The 21,371-nt window shown below is 73.1% G+C and carries 19 protein-coding genes; 4 read left to right on the top strand and 15 right to left on the bottom strand.

Annotation, left to right across the window (positions count from 1 at the left end):
* Window positions 1-50: 50 nt before the first annotated feature.
* From ACTJIY_RS17180 to ACTJIY_RS17170, 3 genes are all read left to right on the top strand, one after another.
* The gene (locus ACTJIY_RS17180; RefSeq protein WP_440673813.1) at window positions 51-1,430 is read left to right on the top strand and encodes a cryptochrome/photolyase family protein; all 1,380 of its coding nucleotides are present in this window, start codon (window positions 51-53) and stop codon (window positions 1,428-1,430) included.
* A gap of 111 nt (window positions 1,431-1,541) precedes the next feature.
* Window positions 1,542-1,910, top strand: coding sequence for an ArsR/SmtB family transcription factor (locus tag ACTJIY_RS17175; protein WP_440673812.1), 369 nt, complete (start codon window positions 1,542-1,544; stop codon window positions 1,908-1,910).
* The gene (locus tag ACTJIY_RS17170) at window positions 1,907-2,395 is read left to right on the top strand and encodes an SRPBCC family protein (protein ID WP_439159126.1); all 489 of its coding nucleotides are present in this window, start codon (window positions 1,907-1,909) and stop codon (window positions 2,393-2,395) included. The genes ACTJIY_RS17175 and ACTJIY_RS17170 overlap by 4 nt, the downstream gene beginning before the upstream one ends.
* 115 nt (window positions 2,396-2,510) lie before the next feature.
* On the opposite strand, the gene allB is transcribed toward ACTJIY_RS17170, so the two are convergent.
* The 8 genes from allB to ACTJIY_RS17130 all read right to left on the bottom strand — a co-directional run bounded on the left by allB (window position 2,511) and on the right by ACTJIY_RS17130 (window position 13,227).
* Entirely contained in the window at window positions 2,511-3,869 is a 1,359-nt protein-coding gene (allB, locus tag ACTJIY_RS17165; RefSeq protein WP_253050636.1) for an allantoinase AllB, read from the bottom strand.
* A 97-nt stretch (window positions 3,870-3,966) separates the two neighbouring features.
* Complete coding sequence (gcl, locus tag ACTJIY_RS17160) at window positions 3,967-5,742, bottom strand: glyoxylate carboligase (RefSeq protein WP_440673811.1); 1,776 nt, start codon at window positions 5,740-5,742, stop codon at window positions 3,967-3,969.
* A 44-nt stretch (window positions 5,743-5,786) separates the two neighbouring features.
* Window positions 5,787-6,671 (bottom strand): 2-hydroxy-3-oxopropionate reductase, encoded by an 885-nt coding sequence (locus tag ACTJIY_RS17155; RefSeq protein WP_043654226.1) that lies wholly within the window; start codon window positions 6,669-6,671, stop codon window positions 5,787-5,789.
* 64 nt (window positions 6,672-6,735) lie between these two features.
* A complete protein-coding gene (locus ACTJIY_RS17150) occupies window positions 6,736-7,542 on the bottom strand; it encodes a hydroxypyruvate isomerase family protein (RefSeq protein WP_440673810.1) in 807 nt (268 codons plus the stop codon).
* A 201-nt stretch (window positions 7,543-7,743) separates the two neighbouring features.
* A complete protein-coding gene (locus ACTJIY_RS17145) occupies window positions 7,744-8,574 on the bottom strand; it encodes a bifunctional allantoicase/(S)-ureidoglycine aminohydrolase (protein WP_053371404.1) in 831 nt (276 codons plus the stop codon).
* Between the two features lie 97 nt (window positions 8,575-8,671).
* Window positions 8,672-10,042, bottom strand: coding sequence for a DUF6986 family protein (locus tag ACTJIY_RS17140; RefSeq protein ID WP_440673809.1), 1,371 nt, complete (start codon window positions 10,040-10,042; stop codon window positions 8,672-8,674).
* Window positions 10,042-11,688 (bottom strand): malate synthase A, encoded by a 1,647-nt coding sequence (aceB, locus tag ACTJIY_RS17135; RefSeq protein WP_440673808.1) that lies wholly within the window; start codon window positions 11,686-11,688, stop codon window positions 10,042-10,044. The genes ACTJIY_RS17140 and aceB overlap by 1 nt, the downstream gene beginning before the upstream one ends.
* 42 nt (window positions 11,689-11,730) lie before the next feature.
* The gene (locus ACTJIY_RS17130) at window positions 11,731-13,227 is read right to left on the bottom strand and encodes an NAD-dependent malic enzyme (RefSeq protein ID WP_440673807.1); all 1,497 of its coding nucleotides are present in this window, start codon (window positions 13,225-13,227) and stop codon (window positions 11,731-11,733) included.
* Between the two features lie 129 nt (window positions 13,228-13,356).
* Between ACTJIY_RS17130 and ACTJIY_RS17125 the strand changes: the two genes are divergently transcribed.
* Window positions 13,357-14,169: an IclR family transcriptional regulator gene (locus tag ACTJIY_RS17125; RefSeq protein ID WP_253050650.1), complete on the top strand. Its 813-nt coding sequence runs from the start codon at window positions 13,357-13,359 to the stop codon at window positions 14,167-14,169.
* Window positions 14,170-14,260: 91 nt separating this feature from the next.
* On the opposite strand, the gene pucL is transcribed toward ACTJIY_RS17125, so the two are convergent.
* The 7 genes from pucL to gatC form a co-directional block, all read right to left on the bottom strand.
* Window positions 14,261-15,202, bottom strand: coding sequence for a factor-independent urate hydroxylase (pucL, locus tag ACTJIY_RS17120; protein ID WP_253050653.1), 942 nt, complete (start codon window positions 15,200-15,202; stop codon window positions 14,261-14,263).
* Between the two features lies 1 nt (window position 15,203).
* Window positions 15,204-15,572, bottom strand: coding sequence for a hydroxyisourate hydrolase (gene uraH / locus ACTJIY_RS17115; protein ID WP_253050656.1), 369 nt, complete (start codon window positions 15,570-15,572; stop codon window positions 15,204-15,206).
* Window positions 15,569-16,066: a 2-oxo-4-hydroxy-4-carboxy-5-ureidoimidazoline decarboxylase gene (uraD, locus tag ACTJIY_RS17110; protein ID WP_353708817.1), complete on the bottom strand. Its 498-nt coding sequence runs from the start codon at window positions 16,064-16,066 to the stop codon at window positions 15,569-15,571. Before uraD ends, uraH begins: the two co-directional genes overlap by 4 nt.
* 354 nt (window positions 16,067-16,420) lie before the next feature.
* A complete protein-coding gene (locus tag ACTJIY_RS17105) occupies window positions 16,421-17,026 on the bottom strand; it encodes a GNAT family N-acetyltransferase (protein ID WP_253050660.1) in 606 nt (201 codons plus the stop codon).
* Between the two features lie 4 nt (window positions 17,027-17,030).
* Complete coding sequence (gene gatB / locus ACTJIY_RS17100) at window positions 17,031-18,536, bottom strand: Asp-tRNA(Asn)/Glu-tRNA(Gln) amidotransferase subunit GatB (protein WP_439159118.1); 1,506 nt, start codon at window positions 18,534-18,536, stop codon at window positions 17,031-17,033.
* Entirely contained in the window at window positions 18,533-20,074 is a 1,542-nt protein-coding gene (gatA, locus tag ACTJIY_RS17095; protein WP_440673806.1) for an Asp-tRNA(Asn)/Glu-tRNA(Gln) amidotransferase subunit GatA, read from the bottom strand. Before gatA ends, gatB begins: the two co-directional genes overlap by 4 nt.
* A gap of 1 nt (window position 20,075) precedes the next feature.
* Window positions 20,076-20,372 (bottom strand): Asp-tRNA(Asn)/Glu-tRNA(Gln) amidotransferase subunit GatC, encoded by a 297-nt coding sequence (gene gatC / locus ACTJIY_RS17090; protein ID WP_253050666.1) that lies wholly within the window; start codon window positions 20,370-20,372, stop codon window positions 20,076-20,078.
* Window positions 20,373-21,371 lie beyond the last annotated feature (999 nt).

The following is a 21,371-nucleotide window of genomic DNA, read 5'->3' as shown; positions in this document are numbered from 1 at the left end:
GTTCGATGCTCCCACCGGCGTGCGCGGCAGGCGACCGTTAGCGTGACCGGGTGCCGACGATCTGGTGGTGCCGCCGCGACCTGCGCCTCGCCGACAACCCGGCCCTCGTCGCCGCGGTGGAGGCCGCTCGGGACGCGGGCGACGACGTCGTCGCGCTCTACGTCCTCGACCCGCACCTGTGGGGCTCCGCGGGCGCACCGCGCCGCGCGTACCTCGCCCGGAGCCTCGCGGCGCTCGACGCCGCGACGGACGGGCGGCTGGTCGTGCGGCGCGGAGACCCGCGGGCCGTCGTCCCCGCGCTCGCACGCGAGGTGGGCGCCGGCGAGGTGCACGTCGCGGCGTCGTTCGAGCCCTACGGCGTCGCGCGGGACGAGGCGGTCGCGCAGGCGCTGACCGACGCCGGGGCGCGCCTCGTGCGCACGGGCTCGCCGTACGCCGTCGCGCCCGGGCGGGTGCTCACGCGCACCGGGACGCCCTTCCAGGTCTTCACGCCGTTCCGCGAGGCGTGGGTCGCGCACGGCTGGCGCGACCCGGTGCCGCGGCCCCGCGACGTGCCGTGGGCCTCGCTGCGGTCCGACGGCGTCCCCGACGACCCCGGGACGGACGCGCGCCTGCCCGCCGCGGGCGAGGCGGCCGCGCACCGCCGGTGGCGCGACTTCCTCGTGGACCACCTCGCGGGCTACGCGACCGAGCGCGACCGCCCGGACCGGGCGGCGACGTCGGGCATGTCCGTCCCGCTCAAGTGGGGCGAGCTCCACCCGCGCACCCTTCTCGCCGACGTGCGGAGCGCGCTGCACGACGGGCTCGCGCCGTCCGACGACGCGCTCGCCTACCGCTCCGAGCTCGCGTGGCGCGAGTTCCACGCGGACGTCCTGTTCCACCACCCCGGGGCGGCGCGGCGGTCGCTGCGCACGGTCGTGCCCGACGACGCGTGGGCGACCGGCGCGGAGGAGGACCGGCTCCTCGCGGCCTGGGCGGCCGGGCGCACCGGGTACCCGCTCGTCGACGCCGGCATGCGCCAGCTCCTCGGCGAGGGATGGGTGCACAACCGCGTGCGGATGGTCGTCGCGTCGTTCCTCGTCAAGGACCTGCACGTGCGGTGGCAGCGCGGCGCGGCGCACTTCATGGCGCACCTGGCCGACGGCGACGTGTCGCAGAACCAGCTCAACTGGCAGTGGGTCGCCGGCACGGGGCGCGACGCCGCACCGTACTTCCGCATCTTCAACCCGGTGACCCAGGGCAGGACGTTCGACCCCGACGGGGACTACGTGCGGCGCTGGGTGCCGGAGCTCCGCGACGTGGAGGGCCGGGCCGTCCACGAGCCCTGGAGGCTGCGGGAGCGACCCGTGGGGTACCCCGAACGGATCGTCGACCACGCCGTGGAGCGGCGGGTCGCGCTCGACGACTTCGAGCGCGCCCGACGGCGCTGAGGTCCCTTATCAACCAAGGGGTTGACGACCGCGGGCGCGAGGCGTAGCGTCGTCGTCAACCGAACAGTTGACGAACGGGACGCCGCACCCGGCGCCCCACGAGGAGGTCCCGTGACGGCCGACCCGCTCTCGCGCGTGTTCTCGGCGCTCGCCGACCCCACGCGCCGCGACATGGTGGCCCGGCTCGCGTCGGGCGACGCCAGCGTCGGCGAGCTCGCCCGGCCGTACGACATGTCCGTCCAGGCGGTGTCCAAGCACCTGCGCGTGCTCGAGGACTCCGGCCTGGTGACCCGCACGACGGACGCCCGACGCGCCCCCGTGCACCTCGAGGCGGAGGTCTTCGACCTCATGACCAAGTGGATCGAGCGATACCGGCGTGAGGCGGAGGACCGCTACCGCCGCCTCGACGACGTCCTGCGCGACCTGCACGACCGGCCGGCCGCGCCCCCGAACGACCCGACGACAGGAGCAGGATCATGACCACCACCGGCACCCACGAGACCGAGATCGTCGTCCCGGAGGACCTCCCGATCGTCCGCATCGTGCGCGAGTTCGACGCGCCCGCGGCGAAGGTCTTCCGTGCCCACGTCGACCCCGAGCTGTTCGCGCGCTGGAACGGCCCGCGCTACCTCACCCAGCGCAACGAGCACTGGGACGTGCGCACGGGCGGCGCCTACCGCTACGTCCAGGTGGACCCCGACGGCAACGAGTACGCGTTCTTCGGCAGCGTCCACGAGGTGCGACCGGACGAGCTCATCGTCCAGACGTTCACGTTCGAGGGCTTCCCCGACGGCGTCTCGCTCGACCGTCTCGTGTTCGAGGACCTGCCCGACGGCCGCAGCCGCCTCACGGCGACGTCGCTCGTCGACTCGATCGAGGGCCGCGACAGCTTCGTCGCGAGCGGCATGGAGGTCGGCGTCCGCGAGGGCTACGAGCAGCTCGACGAGCTCCTCGCCGAGTCCTGACCCGACCCGCGCGACGACGGGGCGGCACTCACCAGCGGTGCCGCCCCTCGTCGTGTGCGGGTCAGGTGGTTCCCCGTGCCCGGCCCCCGCGGCCGGGCACGGGAGTCTCAGCGCGTCACGCCTCGCCGCGCGCGAGGAGGCGACCCGTGGGGCGGTCGAAGGTGATCTCCTCGCCCCGCAGGTACGTCGCGACGACGGCGCCCGAGAGCGCGCGGTCGGCGTACGGCGTGATGGGGTTCTTGTGGTGCAGGGCCGTCGGGTCGACGACGAACGCCGTGTCCGGCTCGACGATCGCGAGGTCGGCGTCGAAGCCGAGCGCGATCGAGCCCTTGCGCCGGAGCCCCGCGATGCCGGCCGGGCGCGACGACATCCACTCGACGACGCGCGCGAACGGCACGCCGCGCGTCCGGGCCTCGGTCCACACGATCGCGAGCCCGAGCTGGAGCGACGAGACGCCGCCCCACGCCGTCCCGAAGTCGCCCGTGTCGAGGTCCTTGAGGTCGAGGGTGCTCGGCGAGTGGTCGGACACGACGCAGTCGATCGTGCCGTCGACCAGCCCCTCCCACAGCAGCTCGCGGTTGTCGATCTCTCGGATGGGCGGGCAGCACTTGAACTGCGTCGCGCCGTCGGGGATCTCCTCGGCCGCGAGCGCCAGGTAGTGCGGGCAGGTCTCGACCGTGATCCGTACGCCCTCGCGCTTCGCGCTGCGGATCATCGGCAGCGCGTCGGAGCTCGACAGGTGCAGCACGTGGGCGCGCGCGCCCGTCCAGCGGGCCGCCTCGATCACCGCCGCGATCGCGACGTTCTCCGCGCCGCGCGGGCGCGACGCGAGGAACGTGTCGTAGTGGTCGCCGTGCGGCGTGGGCGCGTGCTCGATGGCGCGCGAGTCCTCGGCGTGCACGAGCATCAGCCCGTCGAAGTCGGCGAGGACGCGCAGGTCCGCCTCGAGCTCGTCGGGCTCGAGGTACCCGAACTCCTCGACCCCCGAGTGCAGCAGGAAGCACTTGAACCCGAACACGCCCGCGTCCCACAGGGGCCGCAGCTCGTCCGCGTTGCCGGGCACGGCGCCGCCCCAGAACCCGACGTCGACGAACGCCTGGTCGCGCGCGACCTTCTGCTTGGTCTCGAGCGCCGCGACGTCGACCGTCGGCGGGATCGAGTTGAGCGGCATGTCGACGATCGTCGTCACCCCGCCCGCGGCGGCGGCCCGCGTCGCGGACGCGAACCCCTCCCACTCGGTGCGCCCGGGCTCGTTGACGTGCACGTGCGTGTCGACGAGGCCGGGGACCAGCACCTGGTGCGGCCCCAGCTCGACGACGCGCGCGCCGTCGAGCCCGGCGCCGAGCGGCTCGATCGCGCGGACCACTCCCCCGACGACGCCCACCTCGCGCGGGTGCTCGCCGCCGGCGACGAGCACGCGCTCGCCGCGCACGACGAGGTCGTACTCGTGCTCCTGCGGGACCGTCGTGCTCATCCCGTCCTCCTTCGCTCCGGGTCGTGACCAGGGTTCTGCCTCGCGGTACCAGCGCTCCCTCTCGCCGTACCGGCGTTCCACCTCGGCGGTGGGCGTCTCAGTCGAGGAGCGCGACGGCGGTCGGCGCGTCCTCGGCCGAGATCGCGAGGTCCTCGAACTCGTTCACGCCCGTGAGCTCGACGCCCATGGCGATGTTCGTGACGCGCTCGAGGATGACCTCGACCACGACCGGCACGCGGAACTCGGCCGCCATGGCCTGCGCCTTCGCGAACGCCTCGCCGAGCCCCTCGGGGTCGGTCACGCGGATCGCCTTGCAGCCCAGGCCCTCGGCCACCTTGACGTGGTCGACGCCGTAGCCGCCGAGCTCGGGCGAGTTGACGTTCTCGAACGAGAGCTGCACGTGGTAGTCCATGTCGAACGCCCGCTGCGACTGCCGGATGAGGCCGAGGTAGGAGTTGTTCACGACCACGTGCACGTACGGCAGGTTGAACTGCGCGCCCACCGCGAGCTCCTCGATCATGAACTGGAAGTCGTAGTCGCCCGAGAGCGCGACGACCGGCTCGTCCGGCGCGGCCTTCGCGACGCCGAGCGCCGCGGGCCCGGTCCAGCCGAGCGGACCCGCCTGGCCCGCGTTGATCCAGTGGCGCGGCTTGTACACGTGGAGGAACTGCGCGCCGGCGATCTGCGAGAGCCCGATCGTCGTGACGTAACGGGTCTCGGGCCCGAACGCCTTGTTCATCTCCTCGTACACGCGCTGCGGCTTGATGGGGATCTCGGTGAAGTGCGTCTTGCGCTGCAGCGTGCCCTTCCGCTCGGCGCACTCGGCGGCCCAGCCGGAGTAGTCGCGCGCCTGCCCCGCGTCGCGGCGCTCGCGCGCGACCTCGACGAACAGCTCGAGGGCCGCCTTCGCGTCGGACACGATGCCGTAGTCGGGTGCGAACACGCGACCGATCTGCGTCGGCTCGATGTCCACGTGGACGAACGTCCGACCCTCGCGGTACGTGTCGAGGCCCCCGGTGTGGCGGTTGGCCCAGCGGTTGCCGATCCCGAGCACGAAGTCCGAGGCGAGCAGGTTCGCGTTGCCGTAGCGGTGCGACGTCTGGAGGCCGGCCATGCCGGCCATGAGCGCGTGGTCGTCCGGGATGGCGCCCCAGCCCATGAGGGTCGGGATCACCGGGACGCCCAGGGTCTCGGCGAGCTCGACGAGCAGGTCCTCGCCGCCCGCGTTGACGATGCCGCCGCCCGCGACCAGCAGGGGTCGCTCGGCCGCCAGGAGCAGGTCGATCGCCTTCTCGGCCTGCGCGCGCGTCGCCGTCGGGCGGTGCACGGGCAGCGGCTGGTACGTCGCCGGGTCGAACTCGATCTCCGTGAGCTGCACGTCGATCGGCAGGTCGATGAGCACCGGCCCCGGGCGGCCCGAGCGCATGAGGTGGAACGCCTGCTGGAACACCTGCGGCACCTGGCCCGCCTCGAGGACGGTCTTGGCCATCTTCGTCACCGGCGCGGCGATGCTCGCGATGTCGACGGCCTGGAAGTCCTCCTTGTCGAGCTTGGCGACCGGCGCCTGGCCCGTGATGCAGAGCATCGGGATCGAGTCGGCCCATGCGGCGTAGAGGCCGGTGATCATGTCGGTGCCCGCGGGGCCTGACGTGCCGATGCAGATGCCGATGTTCCCCGGCTTCGCGCGGGAGTAGCCGTCGGCCATGTGCGACGCGCCCTCGACGTGGCGGGCGAGCACGTGGTCGATGCCGCCGTGCGCGCGCATGGCGGAGTAGAAGGGGTTGATGGCGGCGCCGGGCAGGCCGAAGGCCTGGGTCGCGCCCTCGATCTCGAGGATCGCCACTGCGGCGTCCACCGCACGCATACGAGGCATGGTTTCTCTCCTTGCTGGAGGTGACGTCGTCGTCAGGGGGAAGGTCAGGAGCCGTCGCGGCCGGACAGGCGCTCGACGCCGCGGAACAGGCCGGAGTGGTCGAGGCCGCCGTCGCCGTTGGCGCGCGCGGAGGCCATGAGCTGGGCGACGAGGCCGCCGAGCGGCGCGACGACGCCCGCCTCGCGGGCCGCGGCGGTCACGATGCCGAGGTCCTTGTGGTGGAGCTCGATCCGGAAGCCGGGGCCGAAGTCGCGGTCGAGCATCTTGCGCGCCTTCTGGTTCAGGACGGCCGAGCCGGCGAGCCCGCCGCCGAGCACCTCGATCGCGGCCTCGGTGTCGACGCCGTAGGCCTCGAGGAAGACGACCGCCTCGGCGAGCGCCTGGATGTTCGCGGCGACGATGAGCTGGTTCGCGGCCTTGACGGTCTGGCCGGAGCCGTTCGGGCCCACGTGCACGACCGTCTTGCCGACGACGTCGAGGAACGGCTTGGCCGCCTCGAAGTCCTCCGGCGTGCCGCCCACCATGATCGACAGCGCGGCGTTGATCGCACCCGGCTCGCCGCCCGAGACGGGGGCGTCGACGATGCGCAGCCCCGCGTCCTTCGCCTGCTGGGCGAGCGCGACCGTGACGTCCGGTCGGATCGAGGAGAAGTCGACGACGAGCGCGCCGGGCTTCGCGTTCGCGAGGACGCCGTCGTCGCCGGTGAGCACCGCCTCCACGTCGGGCGAGTCCGGGACCATGATCGCGACGACGTCCGCGCCCGAGACCGCGTCGGCGACCGACCCGGCCGCGCGACCGCCCGCCTCGACGAGCGGCGCGGTCTTCTCGGGGCTGCGGTTGTAGCCCGCGACGTCGTGGCCGGCGTTCTGCAGGTGGACGGCCATGGGGCTGCCCATGATGCCGAGTCCGATGAAGGCGATGGAGGCCATGGTGTGCTCCTCTGGGTGGTTCAGGTCGGGGGTCGGGGCGGCCGACGGACGGCCGGGGGTCGCGTCAGCGCTCGGCGGCGGGGAGCCACGCGAACGGGTCGGCGGCCGCGGTCTTGTACTCGAGGCCGATCCAGCCGTCGTAGCCGCCGGCGCGCAGGTCCTTGGTCCAGCGCTCGATCGGCAGGTCGCCCGTGCCGGGCTCGCCGCGACCGGGCGCGTCCGCGACCTGCACGTGCGCGATGCGGCCGCGGTAGGTCGACAGGGCCGCGTCGACGTCGTCGCCGTTCACGGCCAGGTGGTAGACGTCGAACAGGAGACCGAGGTTCGTCTCGCCGTGGTCGGCGGCGACCCGGTCGATGACGCGCACCGCGTCGGCCGCGGTCTTCAGCGGGTAGGCCGGCGCGCCGCTCACGGGCTCGACGAGCACCGTGCCGCCGATGCGCCCGACGGCCCGCGCCGCGAGCGCGAGGTTCTCGGCGCCGAGCTCGTCCTGCGCCTCGGGCGTCTCGCCCTCCTGGCGGTTGCCGTAGAGCGCGTTGAACGCGCGGCAGCCCGTGCGCTCCCCGATCGCGGTGACGACGTCGAGGTTTGCGCGCAGGTCGGACGACCGCGCGAGCCACGACACGAGGCCCCGGTCGCCGCCGGGCATGTTGCCGGCGTCGAAGTTCAGGCCCGTGAGCTGCACGCCCGCCGCCTGGATCGCGCCGACGAACGCGTCGACCTCGTCGTGGGCGGGCGTGGGCGACGCGAACGGCCACCAGAACTCGACGCCCCGGAAACCCGCCGCCGCGGCGGCGGCCGGCCGCTCGAGCAGCGGCAGGTCCGTGAGCAGGATCGAGCAGTTGACGGTGTACGTCGGTGCGGGGCTCATCGTCGTCTCCCTGGGTCCGTCCGCGTCTCGCTGCGTTGCGATTCCGTTCTGCGGAACTTTTCTTCTGCTGTATGGAAGTGTAGGCACGCTCGCCGCGGAGCGTCAACAGCCGCTGCGTCACCCCGTCCCGTGGCGGGCATGGAAAGGGCCCGGTTCCGCGTGCGGAACCGGGCCCTCGTCGTGCCCTCGTCAGGTGTCGCGTCAGCGGCGACGGTCGAGCTTGACCTGCCGGTTGACGTCCTTGTAGAGCAGGTAGCGGAACGGCTTGGGGCCGCCCGCGTAGCAGGCCTGCGGGCAGAACGCCCGGAGCCACATGAAGTCGCCCTCCTGCACCTCGACCCAGTCGCCGTTGAGACGGTAGACGGCCTTGCCCTCGAGCACGTACAGGCCGTGCTCCATGATGTGCGTCTCCGCGAACGGGATGGACCCGCCCGGCTGGAACGTCACGATGTTCACGTGCATGTCGTGCGCGAGGTCGTCGGGGTCGACGAACCGCGTCGTCACCCACACGCCGTCCGTGTCCGGCATCGCGCGCGGCTCGACGTCCTGCTCGCGCGTGACGAACGACGTCGCGGTGTGGCCCGGGATCGGCTCGTACACCTTGCGGATCCACTGGAACGCGGCCTTGGCGTCCGAGCGGTTGTGCAGCGCCCACCGCTCCCCCGCCGCGAGGTACGCGTACCCGCCGGGCTCCAGCACGTGCTCGACCCCGGCGAGCGTGAGCACGAGCGTGCCCTCCGTGACGAAGACGACGGACTGCACGGTCTCCTCGTCCTCGCCCTGGTCCGACCCGCCGCCGGGCGAGACCTCCATGACGTACTGCGCGAACGTCGTCGCGAACCCCTCGATCGGCCGGGCGAGCACCCACAGCCGGGTCTTCTCCCAGCCCGGCAGGTTGCTCGTGACGATGTCGCGCAGCACGCCGCGCGGGATCACCGTGTACGCCTCGGTGACGATCGCGCGGTCGGTGAGCAGCTCGGTCTGGCCGGGCAGGCCACCCTGCGGGGTGTAGTAGGGGGTGGTCTGGGTCATCGGTTCACTCCTCGGGATGGTGGCCCGGCCGACGTCGGTCGGTCGCGGCGGGCTGGACGGGGGGCGGGGTGGGTGAGGGCGCGGAGGCCGTGGGTCGTCAGCCCGCGACGGGCTGCGGGGCGTGGCCCGAGACGCGGACGGCGTCGAGCCCGGAGCGGTCGAGGCCGGTCGCGGCGCGGACCTCGGCCTCGGTGAGCGCGCCGCAGTCGACGCCGCGCCCGAGGAACCAGGCCATCGCCTTGGCCGTGGCGGGCTCGTCGAGCACGCCACCGGCGTCGGGCACGAACCCGACGTACGCGGCGAGGCGCGCGAGCGCCGACGCCGCGCCCTCGCGATAGAACGCGTACGTCGCCGCGAACCGGCTCGGGAGCTGCGCCGGGTGCAGGTCCCAGCCCTGGTAGTAGCCGCGTTCGAGCGACCGGCGCACGAGCCGCCCGTGGAGGCGCCACGCGGCGTCGACGGCCTGAGGGTCACCGACCGGCAGCACGTTCGTCGAGCCGTCGGAGAGCCGCACGCCCGTGCCCGCGACGGCGAGCTGCATGACGGACTTCGCGTGGTCGGCCGCCGGGTGCTCCATCGACTGGTAGGCCGCGGCGATGCCGAGCGACGCCGAGTAGTCGTACGTGCCGTAGTGCAGCGCGGTGACACGTCCGGGCGCGGCGTGCACGAGCCGCGCCACGGTGGCCGTGCCGTCCGCCGCGAGCAGCGCCTGCGGCGTCTCGACCTGCACCTCGAACCGCAGGCTGCCCGGTCCGAGGCCGTTCGCCTGCTCGACGCGCTCGCACGCGACCGCCATCGCCTCGACCTGCTGCGGCGCGGTGACCTTGGCGAGCGTGACGACGAACCCGTCGGGCAGCCCTGCGTGCCCGTGCGCGGCGCGGGCCGCGACGAGCTCGGCCACGAACAGCGCGAGCGTGCGCACCCCGCGCCGGCGCGTGGCGGCCTCGAGGCACTTGATCCGGATGCCGGAGAACGGCGTCGCCGTGCCCTGCGCCTCGGCCCGCGCGAGCTCGCGCGCCGCCGCCGTGACGGCGGCGTCCTCGGCCGCGTCGCCGCGGTCGCCGAACCCGTCCTCGAAGTCGATCCGCAGGTCCTCGATCGCCTCGACGGCGAGCTTGGTGCGCACGCGCTCGGCCACGGCGTCGGCGAGACCGTCCCCGGACCCCGCGCCGATCCCCAGCAGGTCGACGAGCCGACGTACGCCGTCGGCGCCGCCGCCCGCCGCGTCGACCGCCTCGCGCGCCCGGGCCGCCCACTCGGGCACGAGGCCCGCGGTGTACCGGTCACCCGGCACGTAGACGGTGTGCACGGGCTGGCGCGAGCCGTCGTCGCCCGGGTACCGCGCGTCGAGCTCCGCGTCCCACGGGGCGAGCAGGCCGTCGAGCGTCGCGTGCAGCGCGTCGACCCCCTGCTCGCTGAAGGCGCTCCTGGACTCCTCGCCCGCTCCCTCCGGGAACCCCGCCGGCATCAGGAGGCGTCCTGCTCGTGCGCGACGACGTCCTCGTACGCGGGCAGCGTGAGGAAGTCGACGTAGTGCTCGTTGAGCGCGATGTCCTCGACGAGCGCCGCCGCCCGGTCGTACGGCCCGGCGTCGTAGGCCTCGTGCCCGACGTCGTCGCGCAGCCGGGCGGTCTCCTCGCGCAGGAGCGTGCGGACCAGGTCCGCGGTGACCGTCGTGCCCGCGCTCTCGCCCGCGGTGAACGACGCGCCCGAGCGCACCCACTGCCACACCTGCGAGCGCGAGATCTCCGCGGTCGCGGCGTCCTCCATGAGGTTGTGGATCGCGACCGCGCCGTTGCCCGCGAGCCACGCCGCGACGTACGCGACGGACACGTAGAGGTTGTTGCGCAGCCCGGCCTCGGTGACCTCGCCCTGCGCCGACGACACGTCGAGGAGCCGGTCGGCCGTGACGTGGACCTCAGGGCGCTGCTTGTCGAGCTGGTTGGGCCGCTCGCCGAGCACGCCGTCGAACACCTCGCGGCACACGGGCACGAGGTCCGGGTGCGCGACCCACGAGCCGTCGAACCCGTCCCCCGCCTCGCGCTGCTTGTCCGCGCGCACCTTGTCGAACGCCTGGGCCGTGACCTCGGGCTCGCGGCGGTTCGGGATGACGGCGGCCATGCCGCCCATCGCGAAGGCGCCGCGCTTGTGGCACGTCTGGACGAGCAGCTCGGTGTACGCGCGCATGAACGGTGCGGTCATCGTGATCGCGCCGCGGTCCGGGAGCGTGAACGACGGGCCCGAGTCGCGGAAGTACTTGATGACGGAGAACAGGTAGTCCCAGCGGCCCGCGTTGAGGCCCGACGCGTGGTCGCGCAGCTCGTAGAGGATCTCGTCCATCTCGAACGCGGCCGGGATCGTCTCGATGAGGACCGTCGCGCGGATCGTCCCGTGCGGGATCCCGAGGGACTCCTCGGCGTGCGAGAAGACGTCGTCCCACAGGCGCGCCTCGAGGTGCGACTCCATCTTGGGCAGGTAGTAGTACGGTCCCGACCCGCGGGCCAGGAGCTCCGCGGCGTTGTGGAAGAAGTGCAGCCCGAAGTCGACGAGCGCACCCACCGCGGGCGTCCCGTCCACGGTGAGGTGCACCTCGTCGAAGTGCCACCCGCGCGGTCGCACGACCATGACGGCGAGCGGGTCGCCGTCGGTCTCCGGGCGCAGCGCGTACTGCTTGCCCTCGGGCGACGTGAACGCGAGCGTGCGGCGCGTCGCGTCGTGCAGGGCGACCTGACCCCCGACGACGTTGCTCCAGTGCGGCGTCGACGCGTCCTCGAGGTCCGCGAGCCAGACCTTCGCGCCCGAGTTGAGAGCGTTGATCGCCATCTTGGGCGTCGGCGGCCCCGTGATCTCGACGCGGCGGTCCTGGAGGTCGACGGGCGCGCCCGCGACCGTCCAGTCCCCCGCGCGCACGTCGGCGGTCTCGGGCAGGAAGTCGAGGCGCCCCGTGCGGGCGACCTCCTCGCGTCGCGCGGCGCGCGCGGCGAGCAGCTCGTCGCGGCGGGCGCCGAAGCGCCGCTGCAGGTCGGCGACGAAGTCGAGCGCGTCGGGCGTGAGGATCTCGTCGGACCGCTCGACGGCGGGTCCGTGGACGGTGACGGCCGTGGTGGTGGTCATGGTGTGTCCTTTCTGCGGGCGGGCCGGGCTGACGAGGGCGCGTCAGGCCCGGGGCGCCGACCCGGCGTGGTGACCCGACGTGGTGCTCTCCTGAGCCTGCTCCGCACGGGCGCGCTCCGCGACCTCGGCGACGGCGCGCGCGACGGCCTTGGAGACCGCGGGCTCGAACACGCTCGGCACGATGTAGCTCGCGCTGAGCTCCTCGGGCGCGACCGCGTCCGCGATGGCGACGGCCGCGGCGCGCAGCATCTCGTCCGAGATCTCGCTCGCGCCGACGTCGAGCAGCCCGCGGAACAGGCCCGGGAAGGCGAGCACGTTGTTGATCTGGTTCGGGTAGTCGCTGCGGCCCGTCGCGACGACGGTCGCGTGCCGCGCGGCGGCGATGGGGTCGACCTCGGGCGTCGGGTTCGCGAGCGCGAAGACGATCGCGTCGTCGGCCATCGTCGCGACGTCGTCGCCCGTGAGGATGTTCGGGCCGGACACGCCGATGAACACGTCGGCCCCCGCGAGGCCCTCGCGCAGCGTCCCCGTGAAGCCCTCGGCGTTGGTCGTCTCGGCCAGACGACGGCGGTGCTCGTCGGTGAGGTTCGCGCCCGGGTGGATCGCGCCGTGGCGGTCGAACGCGACGATGCGGCGCGCGCCTTGGCCCTGGAGCAGCGCGATGATCGCGTTGCCCGCGGCTCCGACGCCCGAGACGACGATGCGCACGTCCTCGATCTGCTTGCCCACGACGCGCAGCGCGTTCGTCAGCGCGGCGAGCACGACGATCGCGGTGCCGTGCTGGTCGTCGTGGAACACGGGGATGTCGAGCTCCTCGCGCAGCCGGCGCTCGATCTCGAAGCAGCGCGGCGCGGAGATGTCCTCGAGGTTGATCCCGCCGTACACGGGCGCGATCGCCTTGACGGTGCGGATGATCTCCTCGGTGTCGGTCGTGTCCAGGCAGACCGGCCAGGCGTCGACGCCCGCGAACTGCTTGAAGAGCGCCGCCTTGCCCTCCATGACCGGGAGCGCGGCGGCCGGGCCGATGTCGCCCAGGCCGAGGACGGCGGTGCCGTCCGTCACGACCGCGACGGTGTTGCGCTTGACCGTCAGACGGCGCGCGTCCTCGGGGCGCTCGGCGATGGCGAGGCACACGCGCGCCACGCCGGGCGTGTAGGCGCGGGCGAGGTCGGCGCGGTGGCGCAGGGGGACCTTGGGGTTGACCTCGAGCTTGCCGCCGAGGTGCATGAGGAACGTCGCGTCGCTCACGTGGCGGACGGTGATGCCGTCGAGCGCCCCGAGCGCGTCGCGGATCTGCTCGACGTGCGCGGCGTCCACGGTGTCCGCCGTGACGTCGACGACGAGGCGGTCCGCGCCCGACTCCGAGACGTCGACGCCCGTGATCGCGGCGCCCGTCGCGCTCACGGCGGCGACGAGGTCGCTCGCGGTGCGGTGCCCGCTCGGGGCCTCGACGCGCAGCGTGATGGAGTAGCTCGGGCTGGTCGCCGCGGCCTTCGCCGTCGTGGCCTGCGTCTCCGGGGCCTTCGTCTCGGACGTCATGTTCGTTCCTTCTTCTCGTATGCTGATGCGTGTCTTCCGTGATGCGGAAGGGAGCGCGGGACGGTCCCGCACTGCTCAGGCGAGGTGCGCCCGCCGTCGGGCGGCACCTGGTGGACAGGAGATGGTGAGATGGCCGAGACCTCGGCGGCGACGGAGCCGACGGAGACCGCCCCGGGCGTGCGCCCGGCGAAGGCGTCCGGGGGCGTGCAGTCGGTCGACCGGGCGATCGAGCTGCTCGAGCTGCTCGCCGACTTCGGCGGCGAGTCCGGGCTCAGCGAGCTCGCGCAGCACGCCGGCCTCCCCCTGCCGACGATCCACCGGCTGCTGCGCACGCTGCTCGCGCAGGGCTACGTGCGCCAGACGCCGTCGCGCCGGTACACGCTCGGCCCGCGCCTCATCCGGCTCGGCGAGTCGGCCGGGCGCCAGCTCGGCGCCGGCGCCCGTCCCTACCTCGAGCGGCTCGCCCACGACCTCGGCGAGTCGGCGAACCTCGCGATGATCGACCGCGACATGGCGGTCTACGTCGCCCAGGCGTCGTCGAGCCACTCGATGCGGATGTTCACCGAGGTCGGCCGGCGCGTCTACACGCACTGCACGGGCGTCGGCAAGGCGGTGCTCGCCCAGCTCCCCGACCAGACGGTGCGGGAGATCATGGGCCGCGTGGGCATGCCGCCCGCGACGGACCAGTCGATCACCGACGTCGACGCGCTCCTCGCCGAGCTCGCCGCGACGCGCGACCGCGGCTACGCGATCGACGACGGCGAGCAGGAGCTCGGTGTGCGCTGCTTCGCCGTCGCGGTGCCCGACGCCCCGACCCCCACCGCCCTGTCCGTCTCGGGCCCCGCGGCCCGCGTGACGTACGAGTTCGGGGAGCGAGCCGTGCCGGTGCTGCACCGCGTCGCGAACGAGCTCACGCGCGAGCTCATCACCGCGGCGCCCTGAGACGGCGCCGGGGTGCGACGGGGCGGGCGCGCCCTGCCGGACCGCGGGTGCTCCGCGGTCGGGCAGGGCGCGTCCGTCCGTCACGGTCGGCTCAGCAGAACCCGGTGACGGTCGCCCAGGCGCGCGGCTCGGCCGGCTCGCCCTCGCGCTGCACCGTCGCCTCGATGAGCCCGTACGGGCGGTCGGCCGCGTAGAAGACCTCGTTGGGGTTGTCGAGGCCGAACGGCGCCAGGTCCACGAGGAAGTGGTGCTTGTTCGGCATCGAGAACTTGATCTCGGCGATCTCCGGGACGGCCTCCAGGACCGCCTTGCCCATCGCGAACAGCGTCTGCTGCAGCGCGAGCGAGTGGGTCGTCGCGAACGCCTCGAGCTGGATCGCGCGGACCTTCGCGTACACGGCGTCGAAGTCGACGTCCGTCGTCGTGTAGCGCCAGCGCGACGTGACCGACGTCGCGAGGATGCGGTCGTTCGTCTCCACGAGGGTCGTGTAGCGGTCGCGCGGGAACCCGTGGAACTCCGAGCCCGTCGACTTGAGCACGACGAGGTCCGTGAGGCCCGAGACGACGAAGACCTCGTCGCCGTCGCGCTGGACGACGGTCGTGCGCGTCTCCTGGTTGTTCCGCACGAACGCGTGGTCGTGCTCGCCGTCCGCGGTCTCGATGCGGTTCCAGGAGTACTGCTCGATCTCCCAGCGGCCGCCCTCGATCCACTCGAAGTCCTCGACGAAGTGCCGGCCGAGGCGGATCGCGAAGTCCTCGATCGCGCCGACGCCGTCGCGGGCGAACGCGTAGATCGTGTTCTTCTGCGTGTCGGTGGCGACGCACTTGGAGTTGTCGCCCTCCAGGTGCGTGGCCTCCTGCCCGCCCCGCAGCTGCGAGGAGACGTTGAGGTCCGTGATCTCGTGGCGAGGCGTGGCGCGGTCGACGCGCACGAGGCGCACCTCCGCCTTGCCCCACTGGTTGTCGCCCAGGACGATGGCCCCGCTGCTCTGCGTGGCCGCCGGCTGCGCGGCGGTCGTGGTGGTGGTGCTCATGTCAGCTCCCTCGATAGGTCGAGTAGGCGAACGGGCTGAGCAGGACGGGGACGTGGTAGTGCTGCTCAGCGCTCGCCACCCGGAAGACGATGACGACCTCCGGGTAGAAGGACACGGTGTCTCGCCGGTCGAAGTACTCGCCCGTGTCGAACACGAGCCGGTACGTACCGGGGACGAGGGTCTCGGGCCCGAGCTGGGGCACGCGACCGTCGTCGTTCGTGCGGGAGGACGCCACCAGGGACCAGCCCTGCCCCGTCGTCCTGTCCGCGATCTCCGGAGCCGCCTCCAGGCGGACGGCGATCCCCTCGGCGGGCCTACCGCTGGCCGCGTCGAGTACGTGCGTGGTGATGTGGCTGGCGTGGGTGCTCATGGTGTCAGCATTCCCTTCAGCCGCAGCGCGGCGATCTCGCGCAGGTTGCGGGCGGCGTTCGCCCGCTCGGTCTCGGCGTCGTTGCCGAGCCGCTCGGTGAGCTGCTCGAGGATCTCCTCGGCGCTGCGTCCGGCGGCCCGGATGAGGAACACGTGCCCGAACCGCTCCTCGTACGCGCGGTTGCCGTCGGCGAGCCGCCGCGTCACGTCGTCGTCGGAGGTGTCGACGCCGGACTGCTCGGACCGCGACATGCTCGCGTCCGCGGCGTCCCCCTGCGCACGCTCCCCGATCCGGGGGTGGCGGGAGAGCGCCGCGTCGACCTCGTCGTCCGTCCACGGGTCGGCCGCCGCGAGGGCGGCCTCGGCCGCGTCCTCGACGGTCGCGTAGGGGCGCCCGTCGGCGACGGCGTCGGCCCAGCGCGTCACGTGCGCGCACGCGAGGAGCGCGTCGCGCGCCGCCGACGGCGACAACCGGTTGAACTCGTCCAGCGTCATCGCTGCGTGTCCCTCTCGACGTCCGGCCGGTCGGCGGTGCCCGACCTGACCTGGCCTCTACGATGTCATTCCACATCTCGGAAGTTTGTTTCCGTCTTATGAATGTACGTCGGACGGCTCCGTCATGTCAACCACGGTCCCCCGCCGCCGGGGTCACCGCACGTCGCTCCGAGGCGGCAGGTGCGACCTCCGCTCACGCGACACGGACTCTCCGCCGAGGGACGACACGGACCGGCTCGCGGAGTCGGCCGGGACGAGACAGACCGGGTCGCGGGATCACCCGGGGACGACGAAGGGCCCGGCAGCAGCTGCTGCCGGGCCCTCCGGTCGGTCGGACGCGTGGTCTCCCGCCGCTCAGGACGTACCGAGTCCCGCCCGGAACTCGTCCTCGAGGATGCTCATGACGGTGGCGTCGGCCCAGCCGTCGCCGTCGCGGTAGACGTCGCGCAACCGGCCCTCCTCGCGGAAGCCCAGCGACTCGTAGAGCATCTGCGCGCGCGGGTTGATGCTCAGCACGTCCAGGCTCACGCGGTGCAGGCGCGGACCTTCGTGCCGGTTCCCGTCGACGTCGGTCGCGCCCTCGAACGCGAACCGCAGCACCTCGAAGATCGCCTCCCGGCCGTAGCCACGGCCCCGGTAGTTCGGGAGCAGCGCGAGGCGCAGGTTCGCCGAGCGGGCGTCCTCGTCGAGGTCGTTGAGCACGATCTCGCCGATCATCTCGTCGCTCACGGGCTGACCGTCGCGCACGGCGCCCGCCGTGATGGCCCAGTCGTACCGGCCCTCACGGTCGCTGATCGTCGCCGACCACGTGTCGATCTGGTCGCGGGTGAACGTCGCCGTCGTCCCCGTGAGCCGGTTCGACTCCGGGTCCTGCAACGACTCCCACATGCGGTCGGCGTCCCGCGCCTCGATCGGGCGCAGTCGCACCATCTCCCCGAGCAGGACCGGTCCGCGCGTCACGGCGTCAGCCGATCCGCTCGAGGATGAGCTCGCGCACACGACCGGCGTCCGCCTGGCCGCGGGTCGCCTTCATGACCGCACCGATGATCGCGCCGACGGGCCCGAGGTTGCCGCCCCGCACCTTCTCGACGACGTCCGGCTGCGCGGCCAGCGCCTCGTCGATCGCGGCCAGGAGCGCGCCGTCGTCCGACACGACCTCCAGGCCGCGCGCCGTGACGACGTCCTCCGGGTCCCCCTCGCCGGCGAGGACGCCGTCGAGGACCTGGCGCGCGAGCTTGTCGTTGATCCTGCCCGCGTCGACGAGCCCCTGCAGCGCCGCGACCTGCGCAGGCGTCACGGGGAGCTGCTCGAGCGCGACCTCGTCCTGCTTCGCGCGACGGGCGAGCTCGCCCATCCACCACTTGCGCGCACCGGCCGGGCTCGTCCCGGCCGCGACCGTCGCCTCGATGAGGTCCGTCGCACCCGCGTTGACGACGTCCCGCATCTCGGCGTCCGCGTAGCCCCACTCGCCCTGGAGGCGACGGCGGCGCGCGACCGGAAGCTCCGGCAGCGCGGCGCGGATCTCCTCGACCCACTCGCGCGGCGGCGCGACGGGGACCAGGTCGGGCTCCGGGAAGTACCGGTAGTCCTCGGCGTCGGACTTGACGCGCCCCGACGTCGTGATGCCGGTGTCCTCGTGCCAGTGCCGCGTCTCCTGGATCACGGTGCCACCCGCGTCGAGGACGGCGGCCTGGCGCGAGATCTCGTACCGGACCGCGCGCTCCACGGAGCGGAAGGAGTTGACGTTCTTCGTCTCCGTCCGGGTGCCGAGCGGCGACTCGGGCGTCGGACGCAGCGACAGGTTCACGTCCGCGCGGACGTTGCCGCGCTCCATGCGCGCCTCGGACACGTCGAGGGCCCGGAAGATGTCGCGCAGCGTCTGCACGTACGCGCGCGCGACCTCGGGGGCCCGGTCGCCCGCACCCGTGATCGGCCGCGTGACGATCTCCACGAGCGGGATGCCGGCACGGTTGTAGTCGACGAGCGAGTACTCGGCACCGTGGATGCGACCGGTCGCGCCACCCACGTGGGTGTTCTTGCCGGCGTCCTCCTCCATGTGCGCGCGCTCGATCTCGACGCGGAACACGGTCCCGTCCTCGAGCTCGACGTCGATCCACCCGTCGTACGCGATGGGCTCGTCGTACTGCGACGTCTGGAAGTTCTTCGGGACGTCCGGGTAGAAGTAGTTCTTGCGCGCGAACCGGCAGGTCTCGGCGATCTGGCAGTTCAGCGCGAGGCCGATGCGGATCGCGTACTCGACAGCCTTGCCGTTGACGACCGGCAGCGCGCCCGGCAGCCCGAGCGAGACCGGGGTGACCTGGGTGTTCGGCTCGGCGCCGAAGCTCACCTCGGCGGGGCAGAACATCTTGGTCAGCGTGCCGAGCTCGACGTGCACCTCGATCCCGATGACGGGGTCGTAGCGGCGCGTGGCGTCGGCGTAGTCGACGAGGTCGACGGTCGTGGCGGTCATCCGACCTGGCCTTCCTTCTCGATGGTGGCCGTGGGCAGCGCCGGAGCACGGTCGAGCAGCGGCCCGCCCCACGCGGTGAGGAGCGCGGACTCGAGCGCGGCACCCACCCGGTACATGCGGTCGTCCGCCTTGGCCGGCGCGAGGATCTGGAACCCGACGGGCAGGCCGTCGTCCGACAGGCCCGACGGCACCGACATCCCCGGGACCCCCGCGAGGTTCGCGGGGATGGTCGCGACGTCGTTGAGGTACATCGCGAGCGGGTCGTCGAGCTTCTCGCCGAACCGGAACGCCGTGGTCGGCGCCGTCGGCGAGACGAGCACGTCCGCCTGCTCGAAGGCCGCGGCGAAGTCGCGCTGGATGAGCGTGCGGACCTTCTGCGCGCTGCCGTAGTAGGCGTCGTAGTAGCCCGCCGACAGGGCGTACGTGCCGAGGATGATGCGGCGCTTCACCTCGTCGCCGAACCCGGCGCCGCGCGTCGCGGCCATGACGCGCTCTGCGGTCACGGGGCCCTCCTCGGGCTCCACGCGCAGGCCGAAGCGCATGCCGTCGAACTTCGCGAGGTTGCTCGACGCCTCCGACGGCATGATCAGGTAGTACGCGCCGAGCGCGTACTCGAAGTGCGGGCAGGACACCTCGACGATCTCCGCGCCCAGGCCGCGCAGGAGGTCGAGCGACTGCGCGAACCGCGCGCTCACGCCCTCCTGGTAGCCCTCGCCGTTGAGCTCCTTGACGACGCCGACGCGCACTCCCGAGAGGTCGCCCGTCGCACCCTGGACCGCGGCGTCGACGAGCGCCGGCCCACGACCGGGGATCGACGTCGAGTCACGCGGGTCGTAGCCGCCGATGAGCTCGTGGAGCAGCGCGGAGTCGAGCACGGTGCGCGTGACGGGGCCCGCCTGGTCCAGCGAGGACGCCATCGCGATGAGGCCGTAGCGCGAGACGCCGCCGTACGTGGGCTTCACGCCGACGGTGCCGGTGACGGCACCCGGCTGGCGGATCGAGCCACCCGTGTCCGTGCCGATCGCGAGCGGCGCCTCGAACGCGGCGACCGCCGCCGCGGAGCCGCCACCCGAACCACCGGGGATCCGGTCGAGGTCCCACGGGTTGCGCGTGTTGCCGAAGGCCGAGTGCTCGGTCGACGAGCCCATCGCGAACTCGTCCATGTTCGTCTTGCCGAGGATCGGCAGCCCGGCGGCACGGACCTTCTCGACGAGCGTCGCGTCGTACGGCGGCACCCACCCCTCGAGGATCTTCGAGCCGGCCGTCGTGGGCATGCCCTTCGTGACGACGACGTCCTTCACGGCGATCGGCACGCCCGCCAGCGGGTGCAGCTCCTCACCGGCCACGCGCCGCTCGTCGACGGAGCGCGCCGTCGCGAGCGCCTCCTCTGCGTTCACGTGCAGGAACGCGTTCACCGCACCGTCGACCGCGGCGATCCGGTCCAGGTGCGCCTGCGTCGCCTCGACGCTCGAGAAGTCGCGGGCGGTCAGCCCCTCCGCCAGCTCGGCGGCGGACAGCCTGGTCAGGTCCTCGCTCATCTCACTCCTCCCCGAGGATCTGCGGGACGGCGAAGCGCCCGTCCTCGGCCGACGGCGCCGCGGCGAGGACGTCCTCGACCGGCAGCGGCGGCTCGGGGACGTCGTCCCGGAAGACGTTGGTCATCGGGAGCGGGTGGCTCGTCGCGGGGACGTCGGGCGTCGCGACCTCGCTGACCTTGGCGATGGCGTCGACGATCACGTCGAGCTCGCCGGAGAGCCGGTCCAGCTCCTCGGGTCGCAGATCGATGCGGGCCAGCGCGGCGACGCGCGCGACCTCGTCACGGGAGATGGTGGACATGGTCGCCATTCTAGTGGGGCCCGACGCCCTGCCCACCGCGCCCCCAGCCCTCTCGCCACACGGGCGCGACCGAGCCCGCCCCGCCGACGAGAGCCCAGCCGCACGAGGCCCGACCGCGGCCCCGAGATGGACCCACGGTCACGCGAGACAGAACAGTGGACGCGCGAGGCAGAGCCATCGACGCGCGAGGCAGAGCCATGGACGCGCGAGGCAGAGCCATGGTCACGCGAGGTAGAGCCGTAGTCGCGCGAGGTAGAGCCATGGTCACGCGAGATAGATCCGTGGTCCGGATTCATGCTCGCGGAGCCCGCTCCGCGGTGCTGCTCGGCCTCGGGTCCGCCGGGGCCGAGTCTGCGAGCCGGGTCCGCCATGCTCGGGCCGCGGTGCTCGAGGCCGCGAGTCGGGTGCGCGGTGCGGGCGGGCTCGATGCTCCGGTCTGCGGCGCCGTCGCCCCGGTCCTTCGGCCGTGGGCCCTGGAAGCGCCGCTCTGACACCCCTTCGCCTCCGAGCCCACCCCCACCGCTCGGCCGTCGGCCCACGATGGCCCGGGGACCAGCCAACCAGGGGTCCTGGCAGCCCGACCCCAGCCGACCAGGCGATTCTAGCAGTCCGACCAGGCGACCATGGCGCTTCAGAAACCCAAGACGAACCGAGACCGCCTGCTTGCGGAGGCCTCGCGACAACCCGGCGTGGCCTCACGGCGAATCGGCGCGCGAAGGTCGCGAAGACCGGGTTGAGTGGCGACCGTGTCGCGACCACAGCCCTGGCCCGACGTCAGGCCCCAGCGGCGCCACCGCAACGCGCCGTATGCAGCGTGCGCCGCGCGGACCTGCTGCGGCTTCACGCGGCATGCGTACGCAGCGACGGGAACGTGCCGGCGACACCGGCACCGCGGGCGGTCGCCCAGGTGAGCGACGACGAAGGCGAGACGACGCCGGGCGGGGTGGGTGGTGGTGCCGCGTCGTGGCGGGCCTGGCGGGAGCCGCGAGGAACGAGCGG

Origin of the sequence: Cellulosimicrobium sp. 22598, from assembly GCF_052044445.1 — a bacterium.
GTDB lineage: Bacteria > Actinomycetota > Actinomycetes > Actinomycetales > Cellulomonadaceae > Cellulosimicrobium > Cellulosimicrobium cellulans_G.
This window is presented reverse-complemented; position numbering and strand designations above follow the sequence as displayed.